The organism is Sphingobacterium sp. WOUb80 (assembly GCF_050058145.1).
Taxonomy (GTDB): Bacteria; Bacteroidota; Bacteroidia; order Sphingobacteriales; family Sphingobacteriaceae; genus Sphingobacterium.
In genome coordinates this window covers 1,362,747-1,383,954 of record NZ_CP165617.1, presented here as the reverse complement: position 1 = coordinate 1,383,954, position 21,208 = coordinate 1,362,747, and the positions used below count along the sequence as shown (strand labels likewise).

Genomic DNA, 21,208 nt, shown 5'->3' with positions numbered 1-21,208 from the left:
AGGAAGCAAATAAGCAAAACTTTAGTCTCCCAAAGCCTGTTTTAATGAAATATGATACGTTTTACATCCAAAGGCATATATTGTGTTCCGGGCAAATTCTATCTTGACCCCTGGAAACCAGTTGACTTAGCGGTTATTTCACATGGGCATGCCGACCATGCCCATTGGGGAATGAAAAAATACCTGTGCCATCATTTTACAGTCAATATTCTGCGGAGCCGGATTGGGCCCGATATACATGTTCAAGGTATTGCCTACAATGAAGCAGTGCTGATCAACGGCGTAAAGGTTTCCCTGCATCCTGCAGGTCATATTATTGGTTCAGCGCAGATTCGCCTCGAATACAAAGGTAAAGTCGTCGTTTTCACGGGCGATTACAAAATTCAGGATGATGGCTTATCCACCGCATTCGAACCCATCAAATGCCATGAACTCATTACAGAGAGTACATTTGGTCTTCCCATCTACCGCTGGGAATCGATAGCGATGCAAAATGAACGCTTACAGAACTGGATCAGAGACAATCAAAGCAATAAAAAAACATCGGTATTTATCGGCTATTCCTTAGGCAAATCTCAGCGTATTCTAAATGCCGTACATGAGATGGGTCCTGTCTATGTTCATTATAGTATCGCCAAGCTGAATGAAGCCTATAGCCAGGCCGGAATAAAATTACCTCCTTACCAGGTCGCAGATCTAAAATCGGACATCAAAGTGCTCGACAATCAGATTGTCCTCCTACCACCTGCTTTGCTAGATAGCCAGCTCCTGCAGAAAATACCCCATGCCGCCCATGCGATCTGTTCGGGATGGATGCAGATTCGTGGAGCACGACGCTGGCGCAGTGCAGACGCAGGGTTTGCAATCAGTGACCATGCCGATTGGCAGGGCTTATTGCAGGCGGTACGTGGCAGCGCTGCCGAAAAAGTATATGTCACACACGGACAGACAGCTACATTTGCCAAATACCTCAATGAAATAGGTATTGAGGCCGAAGAGGTGAAGACACAATATGGCGATGAAGAGGACCCTCAAACCCAAACAACGGAATAGCCTATGAAAGAATTTGCCACATTGATCCATGCGCTTGACAGCAGCAATAAGACCAATTCCAAAAAAGAAGCTATTTTGGATTTTTTAGACCGGGCTTCCGAAAAAGACAAACTCTGGTTCTTAGCCCTTATGACCGGGAAAAGACCCAAGCGCAGCATCGCTGTCAAAGATCTCAAAACATGGACCTTAGAGATAACAGGAATTCCGGAATGGCTCTTCGTGGAATGTTATGCAGCTGTAGGCGACCTCGCCGAAACATTGTCACTGCTCCTGCCACCAGCATCGCAACTGATTGAAAAAAGCCTCAGCGAATGGATGGCGGAGATTGTCGCTATTCAAGATGCGCCAGTCGCTGATAAAAAAGCATTTGTTGTTCGTTCCTGGAATGCCTTAACGACGGTGGAGCGCTTTATTTTCAACAAGCTTCTCGGGGGGAGTTTCCGTTTAGGCATCTCAGCCAAGGGCTTGATCAATACCATTGCCCATTACAGCGGCAACGAAGCCAGCGCTGTCGCACACAGTATTATGGGCGAATGGAATCCCCATGAATTTGAGTTTGAAAAACTTATTCATGGTGCCTATAGCGATACGAATCTTTCCAAGCCCTACCCATTCTGCCTTGCCTATCCCATTGAAAACGAACCTGAAAAATTGGGACCAATTACCGACTGGCAGGCCGAATACAAATGGGATGGCATCCGCGGCCAATTTATCAAGCGTTCAGATGACATCCATATCTGGTCCCGTGGCGAGGAATTGGTTACGCCACAATTTCCTGAAATTAACGAAGCTCTCCAGCAGTGGAAGGGCAACTTCGTCCTAGATGGCGAAATTCTCGCGGTAAAAGACGGCCGCGTGCTCAACTTTTCCGAGCTTCAAAAGCGGATTAACCGCAAAACCATTCCCAAATCATTACGTGAAGAAGTACCCATTGCGGTGTATCTCTACGATATAGTAGAGCTGGAAGGAGCCGACCTGCGCAATGAACCGCTTGCATACAGGCGTGCGCAGCTGGAAAGTCTTGTAGCCGAAAACCCGAACAGTGCACTGCAGCTATCCCCGCTTATATATGCACCGGAATGGCCCTTACTCCGAAGCATACAAGCCGCCTCGCGAGAGGTCAACAGCGAAGGACTTATGCTCAAGAAAAAGGATTCAGCTTACCATGCCGGACGCAAAAAGGGCGATTGGTGGAAATGGAAGGTAAATCCCATGAGCATAGACGCCGTCCTCATTTATGCACAGAAAGGAAGCGGTCGCCGCAGCGCCCACTATACTGATTATACCTTTGCAATAAAAGATGGCGATAAACTCGTCACCATTGCCAAGGCTTATTCAGGCCTTACGGATAAGGAGATTCTTGAAGTGAGCCGTTTTGTGAAGCAAAATTCCCTGGAAAAGTTTGGCCCGGTAAGAACAGTCAAACCTGAACTGGTATTTGAAATCGCATTTGAGGGAATTGGTTATAGCAAACGGCACAAATCGGGTGTGGCATTGCGTTTCCCGAGAATACTGCGCTGGCGAAAAGACAAGACTGCCGCAGACATCGACACTCTTGAAAATATTAAAAAATTGATCCAATAATACATTGAAGCAGAAATTAGCAGATAGTGAAGGATTTCGAATTGTCAATAATTATTTCGAATCCAAGGGAAATGTCCCTTTTAGCTTTCAGACCAAAGCCTGGGAAAAGTATGCACAAGGCTACAGCGGGCTGATCATTGCGCCTACCGGATTCGGAAAGACTTTTTCCCTCTTTATGGCCGTACTGATAGACTTCCTCAATCAGCCTGAACAGTACCAAAAGGGGTTAAAACTACTTTGGATAACACCCTTGCGCTCCCTGGCTAAAGATCTCGCCCGGGCCATGCAGGCTGCAATAGACGATATTGGTCTGGACTGGGTCGTTCAGGTCCGCAATGGCGACACCGATCCCAAGATCAAGGTCCAGCAGACACGGTCTATGCCCGACATCCTGCTTGTTACCCCAGAGAGCCTGCATTTGCTGCTTGCTCAAAAGCAGCGTGACAAATATTTTAAAAACCTCCAATGTGTGACGGTAGATGAGTGGCATGAACTCATGGGCAACAAACGTGGGGTTATGGTCGAACTCGCGCTATCTTTTCTAAAGGCTTATTACAAAAAAGTACGCATTTGGGGCATCACAGCTACAATAGGTAACCTCGATGAGGCCATGGAGGTTTTACTGCCGACTGCAGCGAAGCGTATACAAATCGTCGCCAAGGAGAAGAAGAAGATTGAAATTAAGCCGATCTATCCCAGTAAGGTAGAACTCCTTCCCTGGGCAGGTCACCTTGGTGGCAATCTGGCCGATCAGGTCGTCCCTATTATCCTCCAAAGCAAAAGCACGATCCTCTTTACCAACACGCGTAGTCAAAGTGAAATGTGGTACCAGCTGCTGTTGCAGGTGCATCCGGATTTTGCGGGACAAATTGCGCTTCACCACAGTTCTATCGACGCACAGCTACGCGAATGGATTGAGGACAACCTGAGTACAGGCAAGCTTAAAGCTGTAGTTTCAACGTCGTCGCTTGACCTCGGGGTTGACTTCAAGCCGGTGGATACAGTTATTCAAATCGGATCAAGTAAAGGTGTAGCCCGGTTTATGCAACGCGCTGGAAGAAGTGGACATAGCCCTTTCGAAACCTCAACGATTTATTTCGTACCCACGCACTCTCTGGAACTGATCGAAGCTGCAGCATTAAAGGAAGCTGTAAAAACACAGACGATTGAAAACCGTGATCCCATGGTACAGACATTTGATGTCCTGGTGCAATTTATGGTTACCATTGCCCTCGGTGGCGGATTCCGTTCCGAAGAACTACACAAGATCGTTGCCGACACTCATGCTTTTAAATATATGGATCAGGAAGAATGGCAATGGTGCATGTATTTTATCACCGCAGGGGGAAAAATCGGCAAACGCTACGAGGAATTTCACAAAGTCATACAGAACGAAGAAGGCCTCTGGGTCATCAAAAATCGTCGGTTGGCTTTGCTGCATCGCCTCAATATAGGCGCCATTGTGGGCGATGCTATGATGCGTGTCAAATTTCTCTCTGGCGGGTATATTGGCATGATCGAAGAATATTTTATCAGCAAGCTCAAAAAAGGTGAACGCTTTATCCTCGCGGGACGGATACTGGAACTCGTCATGGTCAAAGAGATGACTGTGTTTGTAAAAAATTCATCAGGAAAAGCCATTACTCCGAGCTGGCTCGGTGGCAGACTTCCCTTATCCTCCAACCTAAGCCACTTCCTCCGCAAAAAACTGGCGGAGGCCACCGATGCCCCACCTGCTGAGAAGGAACTTCATTTTCTGGCACCACTGATTGAAAAACAGGCGGCGTTATCTGCAGTACCGGGCGAAGATGAATTCCTCGTCGAGCATATCAAAACCCGGGAAGGTCATCATTTATTTTTCTATCCTTTGGAAGGAAGATTGATCCATGAAGTTATGGCGGCGCTTGTCGCTTACCGAATAAGCAAGTTATATCCCATCAGTTTTTCCATGGCCATGAATGACTACGGCTTCGAACTTTACTCCGACAAGGAAATCCTGCTGAACCAAACACAGCTCGAAGCGGTGTTGAGCCGCAAGAATTTGATGGAAGATGTGGTCAGCAGCATCAATTCAGCAGAAATGGCCAGCCGTAAATTCAGGGATATTGCTGTTATCTCCGGACTGGTCGTTCAAAATTACCCCGGAACACAGCAGAACAACAAATCGCTGCAGGCCTCTTCAGGGATTATCTTCCGGGTACTGATGGAACACGATCCTAGCAACCTATTGCTCAAACAGGCTTTTTCCGAAGTATTCAATCAGCAACTGGAAGAATATCGGCTTGTAAAAGCCTTTGATCGAATAAATCAGAGCAAAATACGCTATACCTTTGTAGAAGAATATACACCATTGAGCTTCCCAATAAAGGTCGATAGCCTCCGGCAATCCCTATCGAGCGAAGCGCTGATTGAACGGATTCAACGCATGGAAAAGATCAATGCACAAAAAAAGAAAAGCAGAAAATGAAGATCGCAGAGCAAACTATCACATTTAATAAACAGGAATTAATTATTAATAATCAGCGATCTATATTTTGGGAAGAAACAAAATCCTTGATTTTATCCGACCTGCATCTCGGCAAAGCCGCACATTTCAGAAAGCATGGGATTGCTATCCCCATGGACACTTCGCTAGCAGACCTAAATCGACTCGAAGACCTAATCGGACATTATCAACCTAGGCAGGTCATTGTTGTCGGAGATCTTGTGCATGCAGGTGTTAACCAGGAAGTACTTTTATTGGAGGCGTTCAGGCTGAAATATCCTCATCTCCTGCTTCACCTTGTGAAAGGTAATCATGACAGACTATCGTCTCAGATGAGCGAGCGTTTTGGCATTCATCATCACGAAGAAATTTTTGAACACAATGGAATCCTATTTAAACACCATCCTGCCGATGCGGCAGATCACTCGTCTTTCAGAATCAGCGGACATATCCACCCCGGAGTCAGTATAATCATCCCTCCAAAGCGTCATTTACGTCTGCCCTGCTTTTTGGTAGCAGAGCATCAGATTATTCTTCCTGCATTTAGTAAATTCACCGGTTTAGACAGTAACGACATGTCCGCCGCATATCAATGTTATGCAATTACGGACGATCTGATTTTCCCGGTCGGTTCATTTTGATTGCAGATCAGGAATTACTTACATTTTGAGCTCGCCCGGTGAGATACCGTAATATTTTTTAAACGCGCTGCTAAAGTTATTTTGATGACCATATCCGGTTAACAGGGCGACCTCATAAACCGTCATTTTATCGTCTAGCAGATAACTTTTGGCCTTTTCCATGCGCACGCGTGTCAGATAGTCATGTATGGTTACTGAAAAATATTCCTTGAAATCCTTACGTAGTTTGCTCTCACTGGTCAGCACTTCTGCAGCGAGCTCTTTCTGCGTCGGCGGATTGGCAATGCGTTGCTCCAAAATCTGCCGAGCCATCTCTAGCCGCTGTATATCTTCCTCGTGGAATAACGAATCGTTGCTTTCCGTTTTCTCATTGTATTGTTCAAACTGATACATCAGCAGTTCAACGATACGAGACTCAGTATGCAACCGGCGGATTTCACCTTTCTTCTTGGATTCGATCAATTCGGTTATTGTATGCTGCATTTCGTAGGTGGCCATCAGGTCCTCTTCCGAGAAAGATACATACTCCCCCTTTTCGATCTCGTGAACAAATTGTTGGTGCAGCAGGGAATCACGTTTGATCAGATTGAGGTAATACTCCTTGGAAATAACGGCTATAAAGTAGGTATATTCGATCCCAGGCTCCACCTCATGAATGGATTTGACCGAAGGAATATAGCGGATATTATGCCTGCTCATGCCATAGGGCAATTTGCTATCGGTCGGCTTAAAAAAGATAAACTGACTCGTGATAGTCTCCCCCTCAATTTCAGTAAGAACCTGCACAGGCCGATCAAACTGCATTTTAGAATGCAGTATAAACAATCCCGAAGTGGATAGCTGAAAATTCTCCATATGGACAGGATCCTTGGATATCGATATCCTATTTTCTACCAAAGGTTTGTCGGGAACATAGCCATCCGGAATTTCTTCTTCAAAAAGCCAATCTGCCAACTCTACTATTTTACTTTTCACCAACATGATTACAAATCCTAAATAAGCTTGAAGCAGTTAAAATTAACGAAATAAGATGGTATTCTAAAATTATTTATAATCTTTCTAAATAACAACACTAATCCAAGTCAATATCCATTTCCTCCAATTGAACATAGGGTTTTAAGGTCCTTGGATTCATAATGACGTTGGATTCGACCGAAAAGATGGTGTAAATTTCCTTTTGAGCTAGTACTTCGACAGGAGTACCATGAAAAAGCTTACGCCCATTTTTGAGCATGAGGATACGATCGGCATACATGGCTGCAAAGTTGACATCATGCACGATCAGCACCACCATAAATCCTTTACGGGCAAGCGCACGGGCTATCGCGAGGACCTTCTGCTGGTAGTGTAAATCCAGCGCAGAAATTGGTTCATCCAATAACAACAATGAATCAGGATTATCCCAGATCTGTGCCAAGATACGTGCAAGATGGACGCGTTGCTGCTCGCCACCTGATAAGCTCAGAAAATCCCGCTCAGCGAAAGCCGATACCCCACAAAGTTCCATGGTTTCCGCAACGACCTTATAGTCATGTTCCTTTGGTGTATTCTTGTAATGCGGATACCTTCCCATCAGCACAATTTCCTCCACATTAAAGCTCAGCGTCATCTGCTGCTGCTGGCTCAACAGCGCCCGGCATTTAGAGAGCGTCGCTGGGTCATAATCCAATAAAGCCTTTCCATTGAGATGAACCGCTCCCGAATCTGGTTTCTTTTCGCCACAAAGCACCCCCATCAATGTAGATTTACCCGCACCATTGGCGCCGAGAATGGCCAGGATCTCACCTTTGCGCACCTGAAAGGTAATATCCTTCAGAAGCTTTCGTCCATTCACTTCATAGTTGATTTTCTCTACACGCAACATAATACGATTATTTTATTCGGTCTCCGTCAAAAGACTACTTATCTTTAATTAAAATGTACAAGAATACAGGTGTTCCTAAAAGTGCCGTAATCACACCAATTGGCAATTCTATCGGTGCCACAACAACACGCGCAATCACGTCTGCCAGCGTAAGCACCAGCGCCCCCAACAGCAGTGAACCCGGAAGGACAAAACGATGATCCGCTCCGCCCATTAGCCGGACAGTATGCGGAACGATCAGCCCCACAAATCCGATGATGCCCGATACGGCAACAGAAGCTCCCACTGCTAACGTGGAGAGGATGACAACCCATCGTTTGACACGGTCCGTGCGCATCCCCAATAGATCTGCCTGCAGTTCCCCTAATGCAAAAGCATTTAGCGACTTACCAAAAAAGGGCAATATCAGCACCGGGATCAAAATAAATGGCGCCAAAGCGGTTAAGTTATCCCAAGTAGCCCCTCCCAAACTGCCCAGCATCCAAAAAGTGATGGTACGCAACTGCTGTTCTGTAGACAGATAAGTCATCAAACCTGTTAGCGCCCCCGCAAATGCATTAATAGCAATTCCCGCCAATAACATGGTGGTTACATTAGGACGCCCATTTTTACTCGCAATACGATACACTAAAAAAGCTGTTAAACCCGCTCCCACAAATGCACCAAAAGCCAATAAATAATAACCGATCCAGGCAGACAATGACGTGAAGAGAAAAGTCTCAAATGCGATAATCAATACCGCAAAAAGAGACGCTCCTGACGAAATCCCAATGAGCCCTGGTTCAGCCAGTGGATTACGGAATATACCTTGGATAGCAGCACCGGATATACCGAGCGCTGCACCTACCAAAAGCCCGAGCAAAAGACGCGGCATGCGGATCTCAAAAAGAACATCTTCTTGCATATTAGGCACGCTGCTGACACTCCCCAAGTGCAGCTTTTGCAGCAACATCGTTAATATATCACCGGACGGAATATGATAGGCCCCCATTCCCAAGGCAACAATACTTGTCATAACCAATACGAGGCCCAGGGCCAGCAATATAAATTTCTGTTTCCTCTGCACCTGATCTATTTTGAATCCATCACTTTTCCAAATCCACGGTGCAATTCCAGAATTGCGTCTGGCAGGCGATTACTAAAATTGACCAGCAACGAAGCATTCATCACGAGGATGCGATCGTTTTTACCCGCATTGGTAATGCGCATACCCGGCAATTTAAGAATAGCATCCTCGCCCCCAAGACTACTTGCTCCAAAGTCAAATAGCAAGACAATATCGGGATTGGCCTGTACCAACGCTTCGGTTGTATACGGTTTAAAATCTGAAAATTCCTGCACGGCATTTTTACCACCAGCCAGGTTGATCATTGCATCTAGACTACTTCCTTTCCCAGCAACACTCATTGTACCTGTACCGCGTGCATACAAAAACAGTACTTTCGGGGCTACTTTTCCCTGATTTTCCTTCTTGACCAATTCCATCGTATGGTCGAGACTTAATTTTGTACGTGAAACTAAATTCTTTCCAGCTGCAGATTCGCCTACAGCATCAGCTACCTCCTGAATATAACGAAGGGCACCCGAAACAGAATAGTTGGGCTTGATCGAAACAAATTTCACCCCTGCTGCACGGATTTGCTGAACGACAGCCTTGGATACATCCCCCTCATTCGCGATCACGATCGTCGGTTTAAAAGATAATAAGCCCTCGGCTGAAACCGATCGGTTTTTACTTACTCTGGGCAGTGCTGCCGCAGCTTTGGGCGAGATGCTCGTCACATCCGTCGCAACCATGCGCTCACCTACGCCCAATCCATAGATCGTTTCCGTCAGGGAACTGTTTAATGTAATGATTCTTTGCTGTGCCGTTGCCAATCCTCCGATTTGCATCAAACAGCACAGTATAACAACATAAAATCTACTCATCGCAATTCTTTAGCTCTATCCGGGCAATAACAAAATTTCTGCATGATCTTCTTGCCTTGCCACTCATCTTGAGTACAAAACAAATCAATAATCAGTCTAAATACAAATTAAATTGAATCCTTCAATATAAGGGAATGAACCACAAAAAACACAACAAACAACTAATAAACAACCATTTAACATAAAAACACAATCACTTTAGCCACAACAAAAAACGAATTAAATAGAATTTATGACATTTTGCATAGAGAAAAATTCAGGTGGATTACCGTTTTTTGTAACATTATTTAGAATTAGTAAAAATAAAAATAGTGTTTAAAAGCATCTCATCTATTCGAACAAGCACCCTGATAGCCCTATGCGCCTGCCAGATCTACACTGTGCAAGCACAGGAAAAATGGAAAATCTCGGGTGTATTAAAGAACGAATCCAATAAAGGCGTGGCCAATGCGACCGTCTATCTTTATCCAGATAAATATGCTTTTAAAACAGATACCGCAGGAAGGTTTCAGTTCAATCAGCTTTATTCAGGTCGCTATGAACTGCAGGTACAAGCTTTGGGTTATCAGCAGCAACGGCGGGTCATCGATTTAGAAGACAAAAATCAGCAATTAACCCTAGTTTTAAAAGCCGAGGACCGTCAGATGGATATCGTTGATGTGCAGGGAAAAGCGCAGGCTGTCGACAATCTTGTCAAGGCCGAAAATGCGGCCATGCCCGTCAAGGTCATCACCAAGCGCGAGATTGAACTTATGGGCAGCCGTCGGCTCGATGAGGTGCTCAAAGAGCAGACCGGTATTGCCATTGTGAACGATATTGCCGGAGGATCCAGAGCGGTAGGTGTTCAGATTCAGGGCTTCAGCAGCAACTATGTGATGGTGCTGGTGGACGGACAGCCCATGCTGGGCCGCAATAGTGGAAACTTTGACCTATCCCGTATTTCGGTGACCAACATCGAGCGCATCGAGATCATCAAGGGGGCTTCCTCCTGCTTATATGGAAGTGATGCACTGGGTGGAGCCATCAATATCATCACCCGTCATGGTGCCATTACACCGCAGGCACAGGCTTCCCTCCTCTATGGCAGTCTCAATACCGTCGATGCTACCTTGGAAGCTGAAACACCTTTTGCTAATCAGCGTGGCAGCGCAGTTTTTTCGGGCAATTATTACCGCACCGATGGGTTCAATACAGACAAGCAGTATCTAGATTCCAAGAGTACCACTTTTCCACCTTATACCAATTACAGTTTCCAGGGCCGTGTACGCTATCGTACAAGCAAAAATGGAACACTGGGTATGACGGGACGTTATGCAGCCCGGGAATCTGAAATGATCAATGCCTGGTCTGAATCGGCGACTCTACAGGATAAACAAAAAGATCAGGACATCAACCTCTCGGCAAGTTACGACCATAATTTTGAATCGGGACTGCGCAGCATGACGCGTTATTATTTCTCGCGTTTCCACTCTCAGATTGCCGCACAATGGTTGCAGCAGGGCGTTGTCGCCAGTGCAGAACAATTCGGGCAAAATGTACACCGCATCGAACAGCAATTTGCGTATAGTCCTGCACAACAGGTTAAACTCACCGGGGGTGTAGGCGGTAGCCTCGAGCTCATGGACAACCAAGATCTGGATGCCAAACGATCTTTGAACAGTGCCTTTGTCTATTTGCAGACTGAGTGGAAACCTGTCGACCGATTGCTAACTACGCTGGGCTTACGCTACGATCAGACCAACGTCTACAATGGCCACTTGAGTCCAAGTCTGGGTCTACAATACCATGTCAGCCCCACACTACTTATCAAAGGCGGTGTTGGCGCAGGATTCAAAGCGCCCGACTATAAAATGCGCTATCAGGTCTTCTTCAATCCAGCCGCCAACTATCTTGTCGTCGGTTCAGAGCGCGTAGCCGATGTAATAGCAGCCATGGATCAAGCCGGAGAATTAAGTTACAAAAACAGCTATATGCTCAACCTGGTGGCAGGCAACCTTAAAGCCGAAACCAGCATTTCAAATAATATTGGGCTCACCTGGAACCCGTCCAAGAGATTTCAGGCCGATTTCTCCGTGTTCTATCATCGTATTAACAACCAGATCAACACGGTTAGTGTAGGTAATGGCACCAAGGTCGCACAGATTTATAGCTACCGCAACCTGCCCAAAGCGATGAATAAAGGTTTTGAAGTTTCATTGACCTATCAGGCAACCAAAGATCTGCAATTGTCGATGGGCTATCAGTATCTTATTGCCAAAGACCTGAGTGTATTGGACAGTATTGCCAAGGGCAGTTATCCCTATAACCAGATCAATGATCCCGCTACAGGTGAATATCGTCAAAGCAAAAAATCGGATTATTGGGGTATTGAGGACCGTTCAAGACACATGTTCAACGCAAAAGCCCAATATGAATATAAACCCTGGGGTGTCAACGTCAATGCGCGGGTTAATTTCAGAAGTGCCACACCTTTTCAGGAATACAATGGCAACCAGTTTATCGACAAATACGACATTTTTATTCCCTATCATACACTGGTTAACATGACAGTAGAAAAGAGTCTGATGAACAGAAGGTTGACCTTCCGTCTGATCGGTGACAATCTCTTCAATTTTACCAGCCGTTATTTACTGGGGCAACCTGGACGGGTTATCATGGGCGGTGTCAGCTACCGTTGGATAAAAGAATAATAAGGACTAATAAACAAGAATTTAGCACATAAAGTACAAGATAAAAGATGAGAACGATTCGCATGATTATTGGAGAATGTAGCATCTGGCTTTCCTTTCACAAGATCGGCCGTTGTATTTTTTCAGCACTATTGCTATTTACAGTGGTATCCTGTGGGAAAGACAAAGACTATACCATCGGATTAGAAGACGGCAAAAGTACCTTGATCAAAGATCTTGCCGGCGATACCGATGCAGCCATGGGTGAAGGTACTGAAGGAAAAGAGCAAAGACCATTTTTTATATTTCTTTTTCGTTTTAAAGACCAAAAGCAAATATGGGTTAAAACCAAAGCCGATTCTGCGCAGTGGCTTAAAACAAAAGACTGGGATATTGCCTTTACAGGTCCTTACAATTCGGAGATCTATGTGAACAATTCCAAGCATGAATACAACCCTGGTTATGGCGGCCAGACAAACAATACCGCTGTGGTTTTATTGAGACAGCCCTATCAAAGTGTCACCGTAGCCCCTTCCGATGAAGAGTTTAATAAAAGTGAAGTAAACAAAATTGGCTGGGCAGCAACCGATGGTTCGGATGGCTGGTTTCGCTATAGTTTGAGCACCCATATTATGCAGGCTTTGCCGAATCGTACTTATGTCATTCGGCTGCCCGATGGCAAATACGCCAAATTGCAGCTGATCAATGCCTATAAAGGAAATCCAGCCGCAGTAACCAACCTCAATTGGCCTGCCCCATACTATACATTTAAATATTATGTACAGCAAGACGGCAGCAAAGATTTAAACACAAACACATTATAATAAGGAAAAATTACACAATTAAATTAAAAATGAATAGATTATTTACAACAGCAGCACTACTATGTGCATTGAGTTTAGGTTTTACTTCTTGTAGCAAAGATGATGATAAGGTGGAGCAAGTTGAACCGGAATACCAAGCTAAGGTTATGGTCAAAGACGGTGAAACTGTTGATTTAACAAAGGTTTCCAAAACGATCAATACACAAGGAACAATCAAGCGTACAGGCAATACCTATTCACTTCGTAACTTCAAACAATTTACAATTGGTGAAGATGGAAAAGCAACAACAACTGCAGCGCAAACCTATTATTTCGACTTTAAGGAGAACGATGGCTTAAATGCGAGCGATTTTATTGTTTCTTTTAACGCGAAAAGCTCCAATGTCGATTTAATAACAAATAATGTTAAAGGCTATACCTTATCCTTTATTGACAAAGCTTTTGAAGATGTAAAATCTACCGACCAGTTTACGTCCGCTTCAAATAATCTTTTAGGACTTCAATCGTCTTACGCGCCAAATGTAATTGGTTGGGCGAATTATACAGGACAACCAAATCACCAAGTTCTAGCTGTAGCAAATCGAACAATTATCATTTCAAAGGAAGGTAAACCCTTTTTTAAAATTAGGATGAATAATGTTTATGAGAATGAAACGATGAATCGTGAAATCGCACCAAACAATTATTTTTTCTACTCCATCGATTACCAAGAATTTAAATAGCATTAACAAAGCAGCTGGTTAAAATTCCAGCTGCTTTTGTTAACCAAAAATCAAAAACCGAAAAAAATATATTAAATACCAATTTTCATACACACTTTATCAGCAAAAGATTTTATCTTTACTATTATTTAGAATCAATTTAAATAAAAATAACATACTAACTGCCTTACTACTATAAGTATACGAAGGGACAAGGTATCAACTAACATAAAAAAAACTAGTAACAATGAAAATAAAGAAACGCAGCAACCTATTAAAATTCATACCGGTATTGGCATTTTTAATTGTGTTGGGTGCTTGCAGCAAAAGCGACCCCACAGTAGTAGAGCCTGAACCAGATCCTGTTGCACCAGAAGCTATGTTCAACCGTTTAATTACGGTTAAGAATTTTGGCGAAGACTTACCTGCTGGAAGTGCACCAACCACGGCGCAGTCACCAATATACTACAGTTTGGAACAGAACAAAGCTGTGACGTCGGATTATAAACTAACTGCACGATGGGACATCTCTTGTTCAGAAATATACCGCAGCTTTATCAACTGCAACAATACAGCAAATGGATTTGGTAAAGGTGGTCCAGGGAAAGGCGGTATCTTAATTGTCAAGAAAAAATTTGAAGATGTAATCGATATCCCCTCAGATGCCGAGTTCCGCAAAGGTGAAAAGGCGTATGGTACAGATGATTCAGGAGCTTTTGGTGAAGGTCTAGGTTGGTATTTATATGATTTTGATGGCGTAATCAAAGGTGGTGGAGCGGAAAACAAAAAACACGTTTGCTATCCTATCGAAAGCAATACATTGATCGTACGTACAGCCCAGGGGAATTACGCCAAGATCAAGATACAAAGTATCTATAAAGACCTGCTGGACCCAAAGGATTGGTTTAAAGATTCACCAACACCCTACTTTTCTTTCCAATATGTACTTGCCAAAGCTGGTAGTACCAAATTTACAATCGCTAACTAAAAGAATAAGCATAGCTTACTGATTAGACACTAAACTAACATGAAAAGATTATACAGCATTTTAAGCTTCCTTTTTGTAGGATTGCTGCTAACCCGCTGCACCAAAACGGAAGAATTAGCCTTACTTCCAGCAGACAAAATACTGGAATACAAAGTCACCAACCTCCCCAATGACGAAGTTATTTATGGAGCCGTCGACAATGAGGCCAATACCATTACCGTATATGTCCCCTACTACTATGGTTTATTGGTGATAGATCCGAGCATTACACTCTCCAATGGAGCCAGTATTGCTGAAGAAATTTTACCTGTTAAAACAGATGAAAAAAACCAGACGTATACCGTAAAGTCCGCTACAGGTACCACTAGAACTTATAGCTTAAAGATTGAACTACAAAGTACACCATCTTTTGAAGCTCAGTTTTATACAACTTCATCTCTTATTCTTACAAAAGGTCCTGGAGGTGCTTTTCCAGCCATTAATGGAACCTTTATGCATACCAATCCCTCATTGGTAAGTATTGCATTAATTAATCAAGAAACTAAAGTACGCTATCAGATGTCAACGCCCAATAGCTTGAAAGTATCGGGTAATGTTTATCAATTAACCTACACGGGAACTGAGCGAGAAAATCGCATTCCATCCGATATTTTGGCAGGCACCTATGATGTTGAGGTAACCAATCTAAATCATACTGTTACATTGGCAAATCCGCTCAAGATTACATATCGCCAACCCGATGTATATATTAGCTTATTGGGACTAAATTTGGCAAAAAATAAAGACTGGACCATTTTAGCCAACTTAGATAAAGTGATTTTAGATCCTACAGCCGTTATTATGACACTCAATGGCAAAGATTATCCATTGATTATCAAGTCGCACACGAGAACAGAAATGACAGTTTCATTACCTGCAGATCTTCCGACGGGAACATTTGAAAGCGTACAGGTTAAGTTCCAATTTAAAGACTGGGCCGATGTGGTAAAGACAGAGCAAAATCCTAGTACAATAACGGAATCATAAACAAGCATCCACAGTATGCCAAGGCGGCATCAAAATTAAATAAATTAAAACAAGAGGAGATCTCAACATGAACTCAAACATCAAAACTATCTTAAAATCTGCTATGGCCGTGACTGTGCTATCGGCAGCAGTATGGGCAGCAGCGCCAACAACAGAATCAGCAACAGCTCCTTTGGCTTTAAACCAAGCTAAAGCAAACAGCAACTACACTGTAGTAGGTCAATGGTGGAGCCCTTCGGCAGCGGCAACTTGGCCGGCAGTCTATGTAGACCTTTCAACAGGAGCACAAAGCCTGAGTAGCTCTGGTCAAGTTGCATTCTTTAGCCATGTGAATGGATCGATCAAAGCAAATTCTGGCTATTCAATCAGAACTATAACAAAAGACATCTCTTCCGTTACAGCGGGAGATTGGGCTAGTGCTACTCCTGTGACATCACAAGGTAATAACGAATGGTATGCCTACGATTTAGACAGCCATGCCAACGAAGCTGTCCAACCATTAACTGTATTAGTTAATGATGGAACAGGCGCTAAATATGCAGTCAAACTGCTTAACTTCAGCAATGTCAGCCAAAGAAATATTACTGGCTTAGAGGTAAAAGCAGATATCAATATCGAAGTTAAGGCACTATAGTCTTTCCTATTTTAATGAATAGAAGATCCCGCAACCTGGTGGATGGGTTGCGGATCTTTATAACCTAATCATCATCCGCATAACGATTTTTTAACCAAAAAAAATTATGCAACACTCATTTTTGAAAAAACAAATACATAACTTTCAATTTCTAGCTATTTTTATGCTAGCATTAACATGCTGGTCCTGTAAAACCGAATACCCCAGCTTACCCTACAATGACATCGAATCCTTTAGCATTCAGGACGCTGATGGTAAAACCTTATCAGCTAGCATCGTGAATGACCAGATTATCTTATATTGGCCACCCCTGGTGGAGCAGCCCGAAAGCATTACGCCTACGATTAAAATTTCGGAATTAGCGACAATTACTCCTGCATCTGGGACAGCAATACAGTTACAATCCGACAAACCAATTACCTATACTGTGCGGGCACAGGACGGATCCAGCAAAAATTATACATTGGTATTCCAGTACAACCAGCCTTTGATACAGGCAAAAATGAATCTGGCCGAAGGTAAATATTACCTTAGTTACCCAAAAAATGAGAATTTTGTAGTACGAGGAGAAAATATCCTGCCAGACGAGGCGCAAACCAAGGGCTATCTGATCGATAAGGATGGAAAAGAAACCTTACTTTCTTTTTCTCAACCTCCAACATCTTTTATCGCACAATTCAACACTCCAGAAGATCTTAGACCTGGCATCTACCACATCAAACTGATCTCTGGACGCTACACGGTGCTCACCGATGCTTTTGAAATATTCTTACCCACATTATACAACGTCATACAATGGCAAGGTATGTTTTATACTGGCAAAAAGGGCGGCGACCTGGTGCTGAACATAAATAGTAAAGAGACTTATGAACTTTATTTCAAGGCAGATTTTGACCATTTTATAGCGATTGATAACCTCAATAACGAATATACTATCAACAATGTAGTCTTTGATGTTGCAGCGATGACGATAAAGCTGCCCATTCCCGTATCTGTACAGGGAAACGCAATTAAATCCCTGAAGATGATGGATAAAAACGGGAAGTTATTGTCAGAAGGTGATTTTAGTATCACTTTAAATTAATTAACGCCTTGGCTAGGATATTTTTGACCGCGTATTTTCACTATCACGGAAGGCAATTGATCGCAGCATGTTTCGTGGCACTGATACTATACAGCTGCAGCAAAAGTAAGTCTACGCCAGAAGAGCCGACGATTGTCCCTCAACCTGAAGAAACCTTACGCCAACAATATAGTAAGTCGGCAACGCAATGGCCAGCCGCCACTTGGTACAACTATATCCAGATACGTGAACTGGCCGCTATACCCGAAAATCCATCGAAAGATAAGGCCGAGCTTGTAGCACTTGGCAAAGCCTTATTTTTCGACCCCCGCACCGGTAATGGCATGAAGACTTGCGCTTCATGTCATAATCCGGACACCTACTGGATCGACCAAAAAACAACGGCAGATGGTATCGCACTGCATCACCGCAATACACCTTCCATGGAAAATGTCTGGTACCTGGAAGGCAAACTCTTCCACGATGGCCGCGCAAAGACTTATCGTGAGCAGATCGCCGAAGCCATCAACTCCCCCATCGAAATGGGCGGAAATACGACTGCTTTACCCGCTAAGCTTCAAGCTATCCCAGGCTACCTCAGTTTATATGAGGCGGCTTACTCGAGCCAGACGATGACTGTCGAAGGATTGCTGGATGCTATAGCAGCGTATTCAAGATCAATCAGCAGTGGTGAAACCGCCTTTGATAGGTTTATCAAAGGGGATTATCAGGCGTTAAATGATGCACAGCTTGAAGGTCTCCATCTGTTTCGAACCAAAGGAAAATGTATCAATTGCCATAATGGCGCTTTCTTTACCGATCTCGATTTTCATAACCTGGGTTATGCTGTTACCAGCAAAGGTGCCTTGGACAACGGGCGATTTGAAGCAACAGGACTGGAAACAGACAAAGGTAAATTTCGTACGCCGGGCCTGCGCAATGTAGTCCATACTGCACCCTACCTGCACAATGGTAGTATTGCAAGCTTAAGTGAACTGATCAACCTGCTGAGTCAGGGCATGCCCCAAAAATCAGGACAACAGATCAATGGCACCTTATCGCCGCATATTCAAAACGTCCGATTGAGCAGTAAAGAACAGGAAAATATCGTGGCTTTTTTGGAGAGCTTATCGAGCGTACCGACTAAGACCGAGCGGCCAGTATTGCCCTAAAATAAAAAATCCCAAAGGGACTAGCTTTGGGACATTTGAGTACTCCACAGCAGCGGAGGCATCAAAAATTAAATAAATTGGCACAAAATTAGGCTTTTATATTAAATAAAAAAGTAAAAAAGTATTAAATTTCAGATAATTATCCATTTTGTAGCGAATCAGCTACAAATATATAGGACAAAATGCACATCAAATCATGAGTCGAATCTGCCAAATAACTGGTTTATTTTTTATAGTAGCCGCTACCTCGGCCTGCCAGCAAAACAGCAGAACAGCGACTTCACCCGATGAACTTATTAGTCCAAAAACAGGAACAAAAAAAGAACTCACACTTGATTCTATATACCTGTATGCCAAACAGCTCTACCGCTGGCAGGAATCTCTCCCTTCGTATACCACTTTTGATCCGAGGAAAAAATATGTCAAAATAAACCCTGAACAAACGGCCTACGAACGTGAACTTTTTGCGCTCAGCCAATACGCCTTGCGCAAGAATGATAAGCCCTATGAATGGTCGACCATTCCCAATAAGCCCAAATATTCGTATCTGGAACGCCGTCGGACTGAAAAGAAAAGTAACGGTCATATGGCAAGTACCTCCACCCCCTATCGCTATGCGACTCACCTGTCGTACTGGGCCGCAGGCAATAAACGGATTGCTTATGTATACATCCCCTCTTTTCCGGAGCTCCAGACAGTGAAGACCGAACTGGATCAACTTGCGGCCGAACTCGCACAGCAGCAAGTTACTCATCTAATCCTCGATCTACGTCATAACGGTGGCGGTTATGTGGAAACAGCCGAATATTTAGCCAACCTCATTAGCCCGGCCAGACTGGATAAAAAAGTTATGTTCAGCGAGCAATTTCATCCGAATGTGCAGCAAGGCAAAGCAAAACTACTCCTTAAACAACCCTATCTGGATGCCAGTGGCAAAGTGGTCCAATATAAAGGACGCCCCGCGACAATGGCTGATGTGGATTATAGTGAAAAAGCCAATACGCATTACTTTATCAAAAAGGGGCATTTCAATTCTTTGCAGCAGTTATCCTGTATTGTCTCTGAACGTACAGCTTCGGCTAGTGAGCTTTTGATTAGCAGTTTCAAACCCTATCTTCCGCTGCGACTCATCGGCCAGCAGACCTTTGGCAAACCCGTCGGATTTTTTTCCATACGTGTAGGAGCCTTCGATATTTACCTGGCTTCATTTCTTATCCGAAATGCCGATGGCTGGTCGGATTATTTTGACGGCATACCCGTAGACCTGCCTTTAGCTCCGCTCGAAACCTCCCGCCATCCCGGGGATCCAAAGGAAGCCTGGCTTGCAGCGGCTTTAAAAGATATTGCCAGAGACCATCGTATCAAAGCAATTTCATCCGCTACTTATTTTCCCTTGCCAGCAGAAGAAAATTTGCTACTCAAAACAAATTTCAAATTAAAGTAAGAAACTTATTACAGCTGAATTTTGTCATACTCTTGTTTAAATTAAAACCATTTTTCATAGATGATAAAGCAGAAAACAGCATAAATTTGTGGAAATAAATACGAATCTTTGTATAGAATCGTTATAAATAAAAATAGAAACATGTTAAGTCAACATATCAAAGAGCAAACGCACGCAGCTCACCAAAACGTAGAAGGAACGATCGTGCGCCAATTGAAAAATATTCGTTCTGAAGCAGATTATGCCGAAGTATTAAAAGGCTTTTATGCTTATTTCCGCGCTGTAGAAGATAGCATCGCTCCTTTTGTAACCGCAGAAGTATTGCCAGATTTGGCCGAACGCCGCAACTCGTCTTACATCAAAAGCGACATCGAAGCTTTGGGTGGTAACGTAGATAACCTGCCAGAAGCCACTGCTCCGGCAGTAGCAAATGTACAGGAAGCACTTGCATCATTATATGTTTTGGAAGGTTCAATCATGGGTGGTCCGTATATCGTGCAGATGCTCAACAAATATGGCGTTACCAAAGGAACTTCTTTCTTCGAAGGTTATGGCGAAAATAGCCGTGACATGTGGGCTGGTTTTACAACGGTATTAAACAAATATTCCGAAGATCCGTCAACTTATGATCGCGCAGTAGAGATTGCTAACCAAACTTTTTATAACTTTGGCGAAGTATTCACGCCTATTGCCAGTGCAAACTAAAACAAGAGCGATAGTGTTTAATTCCTTAAATGGAGCAAAAAGATAACAAATCAAAATGGCTTAAGCGTGCCGGAATTGGAGCATTCCTCTTCTTTCTGGCCAAAGGACTCGTATGGCTAGCCGTATTTTTCTTCGCAGCTAAGTCCTGTAGCATATCTATTTAACACAAAATATGAAGCCTTCATCTAACGCTCAAAAAGGGCGTCCGATGAAGGCTTCTTTTTTAGCGCAGGCTAGATTGGCGTTTTGGATCTGCTGTGCTAATGCTATTTTCATACTGTCTTCGTATTGTGTTCGTACCACCTTCGGAGATAAACAGTCTAGTGAACATTATTGCTCCAATTCTAACCAAATAATTCCTGTTCAGGGTCTGGACGGAATCTGGTCGGCACCTGTACAATATCTGTATCGCATCCGAATAAGGTA

The 21,208-nt window shown here is 43.7% G+C and carries 19 protein-coding genes; 15 read left to right on the top strand and 4 right to left on the bottom strand.

The genetic code is table 11. The features are described 5' to 3' along the window. The first annotated feature begins 51 nt into the window (after nucleotides 1-51). From AB1Z56_RS05395 to pdeM, 4 genes are read left to right on the top strand one after another with little or no spacing between them, the layout of a single operon-like run. Nucleotides 52-1,053: a ligase-associated DNA damage response exonuclease gene (locus AB1Z56_RS05395; protein WP_309360633.1), complete on the top strand. Its 1,002-nt coding sequence runs from the start codon at nucleotides 52-54 to the stop codon at nucleotides 1,051-1,053. A 3-nt stretch (nucleotides 1,054-1,056) separates the two neighbouring features. Next, a complete protein-coding gene (locus AB1Z56_RS05390) occupies nucleotides 1,057-2,637 on the top strand; it encodes an ATP-dependent DNA ligase (RefSeq protein WP_309360635.1) in 1,581 nt (526 codons plus the stop codon). A 4-nt stretch (nucleotides 2,638-2,641) separates the two neighbouring features. Continuing rightward, complete coding sequence (locus tag AB1Z56_RS05385; protein WP_309360637.1) at nucleotides 2,642-5,104, top strand: ligase-associated DNA damage response DEXH box helicase; 2,463 nt, start codon at nucleotides 2,642-2,644, stop codon at nucleotides 5,102-5,104. Continuing rightward, nucleotides 5,101-5,763: a ligase-associated DNA damage response endonuclease PdeM gene (gene pdeM / locus AB1Z56_RS05380; RefSeq protein WP_309360639.1), complete on the top strand. Its 663-nt coding sequence runs from the start codon at nucleotides 5,101-5,103 to the stop codon at nucleotides 5,761-5,763. Before AB1Z56_RS05385 ends, pdeM begins: the two co-directional genes overlap by 4 nt. 18 nt (nucleotides 5,764-5,781) lie before the next feature. On the opposite strand, the gene AB1Z56_RS05375 is transcribed toward pdeM, so the two are convergent. The 4 genes from AB1Z56_RS05375 to AB1Z56_RS05360 form a co-directional block, all read right to left on the bottom strand. Then, complete coding sequence (locus tag AB1Z56_RS05375) at nucleotides 5,782-6,744, bottom strand: helix-turn-helix transcriptional regulator (RefSeq protein ID WP_309360641.1); 963 nt, start codon at nucleotides 6,742-6,744, stop codon at nucleotides 5,782-5,784. A gap of 91 nt (nucleotides 6,745-6,835) precedes the next feature. After that, nucleotides 6,836-7,627: a heme ABC transporter ATP-binding protein gene (locus AB1Z56_RS05370; RefSeq protein WP_309360644.1), complete on the bottom strand. Its 792-nt coding sequence runs from the start codon at nucleotides 7,625-7,627 to the stop codon at nucleotides 6,836-6,838. A 34-nt stretch (nucleotides 7,628-7,661) separates the two neighbouring features. Continuing rightward, complete coding sequence (locus tag AB1Z56_RS05365) at nucleotides 7,662-8,693, bottom strand: FecCD family ABC transporter permease (RefSeq protein WP_309360646.1); 1,032 nt, start codon at nucleotides 8,691-8,693, stop codon at nucleotides 7,662-7,664. Nucleotides 8,694-8,698: 5 nt separating this feature from the next. Further along, nucleotides 8,699-9,556, bottom strand: a complete 858-nt coding sequence (locus AB1Z56_RS05360) for a heme/hemin ABC transporter substrate-binding protein (protein ID WP_309360648.1) — start codon at nucleotides 9,554-9,556, stop codon at nucleotides 8,699-8,701. 311 nt (nucleotides 9,557-9,867) lie between these two features. Here AB1Z56_RS05360 and AB1Z56_RS05355 point away from each other — a divergent pair, with 311 nt between their 5' ends. From AB1Z56_RS05355 to AB1Z56_RS05305, 11 genes are all read left to right on the top strand, one after another. Then, nucleotides 9,868-12,246 carry a TonB-dependent receptor gene (locus tag AB1Z56_RS05355; protein ID WP_426791350.1) on the top strand — a complete coding sequence of 793 codons (2,379 nt, stop codon included), beginning with the start codon at nucleotides 9,868-9,870 and terminating at the stop codon, nucleotides 12,244-12,246. 47 nt (nucleotides 12,247-12,293) lie between these two features. After that, nucleotides 12,294-13,049 (top strand): HmuY family protein, encoded by a 756-nt coding sequence (locus AB1Z56_RS05350; RefSeq protein ID WP_426791349.1) that lies wholly within the window; start codon nucleotides 12,294-12,296, stop codon nucleotides 13,047-13,049. Nucleotides 13,050-13,078: 29 nt separating this feature from the next. Beyond that, a complete protein-coding gene (locus AB1Z56_RS05345; RefSeq protein WP_115048471.1) occupies nucleotides 13,079-13,771 on the top strand; it encodes a hypothetical protein in 693 nt (230 codons plus the stop codon). A gap of 226 nt (nucleotides 13,772-13,997) precedes the next feature. After that, nucleotides 13,998-14,738 (top strand): HmuY family protein, encoded by a 741-nt coding sequence (locus AB1Z56_RS05340; RefSeq protein ID WP_309360655.1) that lies wholly within the window; start codon nucleotides 13,998-14,000, stop codon nucleotides 14,736-14,738. Nucleotides 14,739-14,777: 39 nt separating this feature from the next. Then, nucleotides 14,778-15,764, top strand: a complete 987-nt coding sequence (locus AB1Z56_RS05335; protein ID WP_309360657.1) for a hypothetical protein — start codon at nucleotides 14,778-14,780, stop codon at nucleotides 15,762-15,764. Nucleotides 15,765-15,831: 67 nt separating this feature from the next. Then, nucleotides 15,832-16,398 (top strand): hypothetical protein, encoded by a 567-nt coding sequence (locus AB1Z56_RS05330; RefSeq protein WP_309360659.1) that lies wholly within the window; start codon nucleotides 15,832-15,834, stop codon nucleotides 16,396-16,398. A 163-nt stretch (nucleotides 16,399-16,561) separates the two neighbouring features. After that, nucleotides 16,562-17,482, top strand: a complete 921-nt coding sequence (locus tag AB1Z56_RS05325) for a hypothetical protein (RefSeq protein WP_309360661.1) — start codon at nucleotides 16,562-16,564, stop codon at nucleotides 17,480-17,482. An 8-nt stretch (nucleotides 17,483-17,490) separates the two neighbouring features. Further along, on the top strand, nucleotides 17,491-18,633 hold the full coding sequence (locus tag AB1Z56_RS05320) for a cytochrome-c peroxidase (RefSeq protein ID WP_309360663.1): 1,143 nt from the start codon (nucleotides 17,491-17,493) through the stop codon (nucleotides 18,631-18,633). A 196-nt stretch (nucleotides 18,634-18,829) separates the two neighbouring features. After that, a complete protein-coding gene (locus tag AB1Z56_RS05315; protein ID WP_309360665.1) occupies nucleotides 18,830-20,077 on the top strand; it encodes a S41 family peptidase in 1,248 nt (415 codons plus the stop codon). Between the two features lie 141 nt (nucleotides 20,078-20,218). Further along, the gene (locus tag AB1Z56_RS05310; protein ID WP_309360667.1) at nucleotides 20,219-20,782 is read left to right on the top strand and encodes a biliverdin-producing heme oxygenase; all 564 of its coding nucleotides are present in this window, start codon (nucleotides 20,219-20,221) and stop codon (nucleotides 20,780-20,782) included. Between the two features lie 29 nt (nucleotides 20,783-20,811). Next, nucleotides 20,812-20,946, top strand: coding sequence for a hypothetical protein (locus AB1Z56_RS05305; RefSeq protein ID WP_257786987.1), 135 nt, complete (start codon nucleotides 20,812-20,814; stop codon nucleotides 20,944-20,946). Nucleotides 20,947-21,208 lie beyond the last annotated feature (262 nt).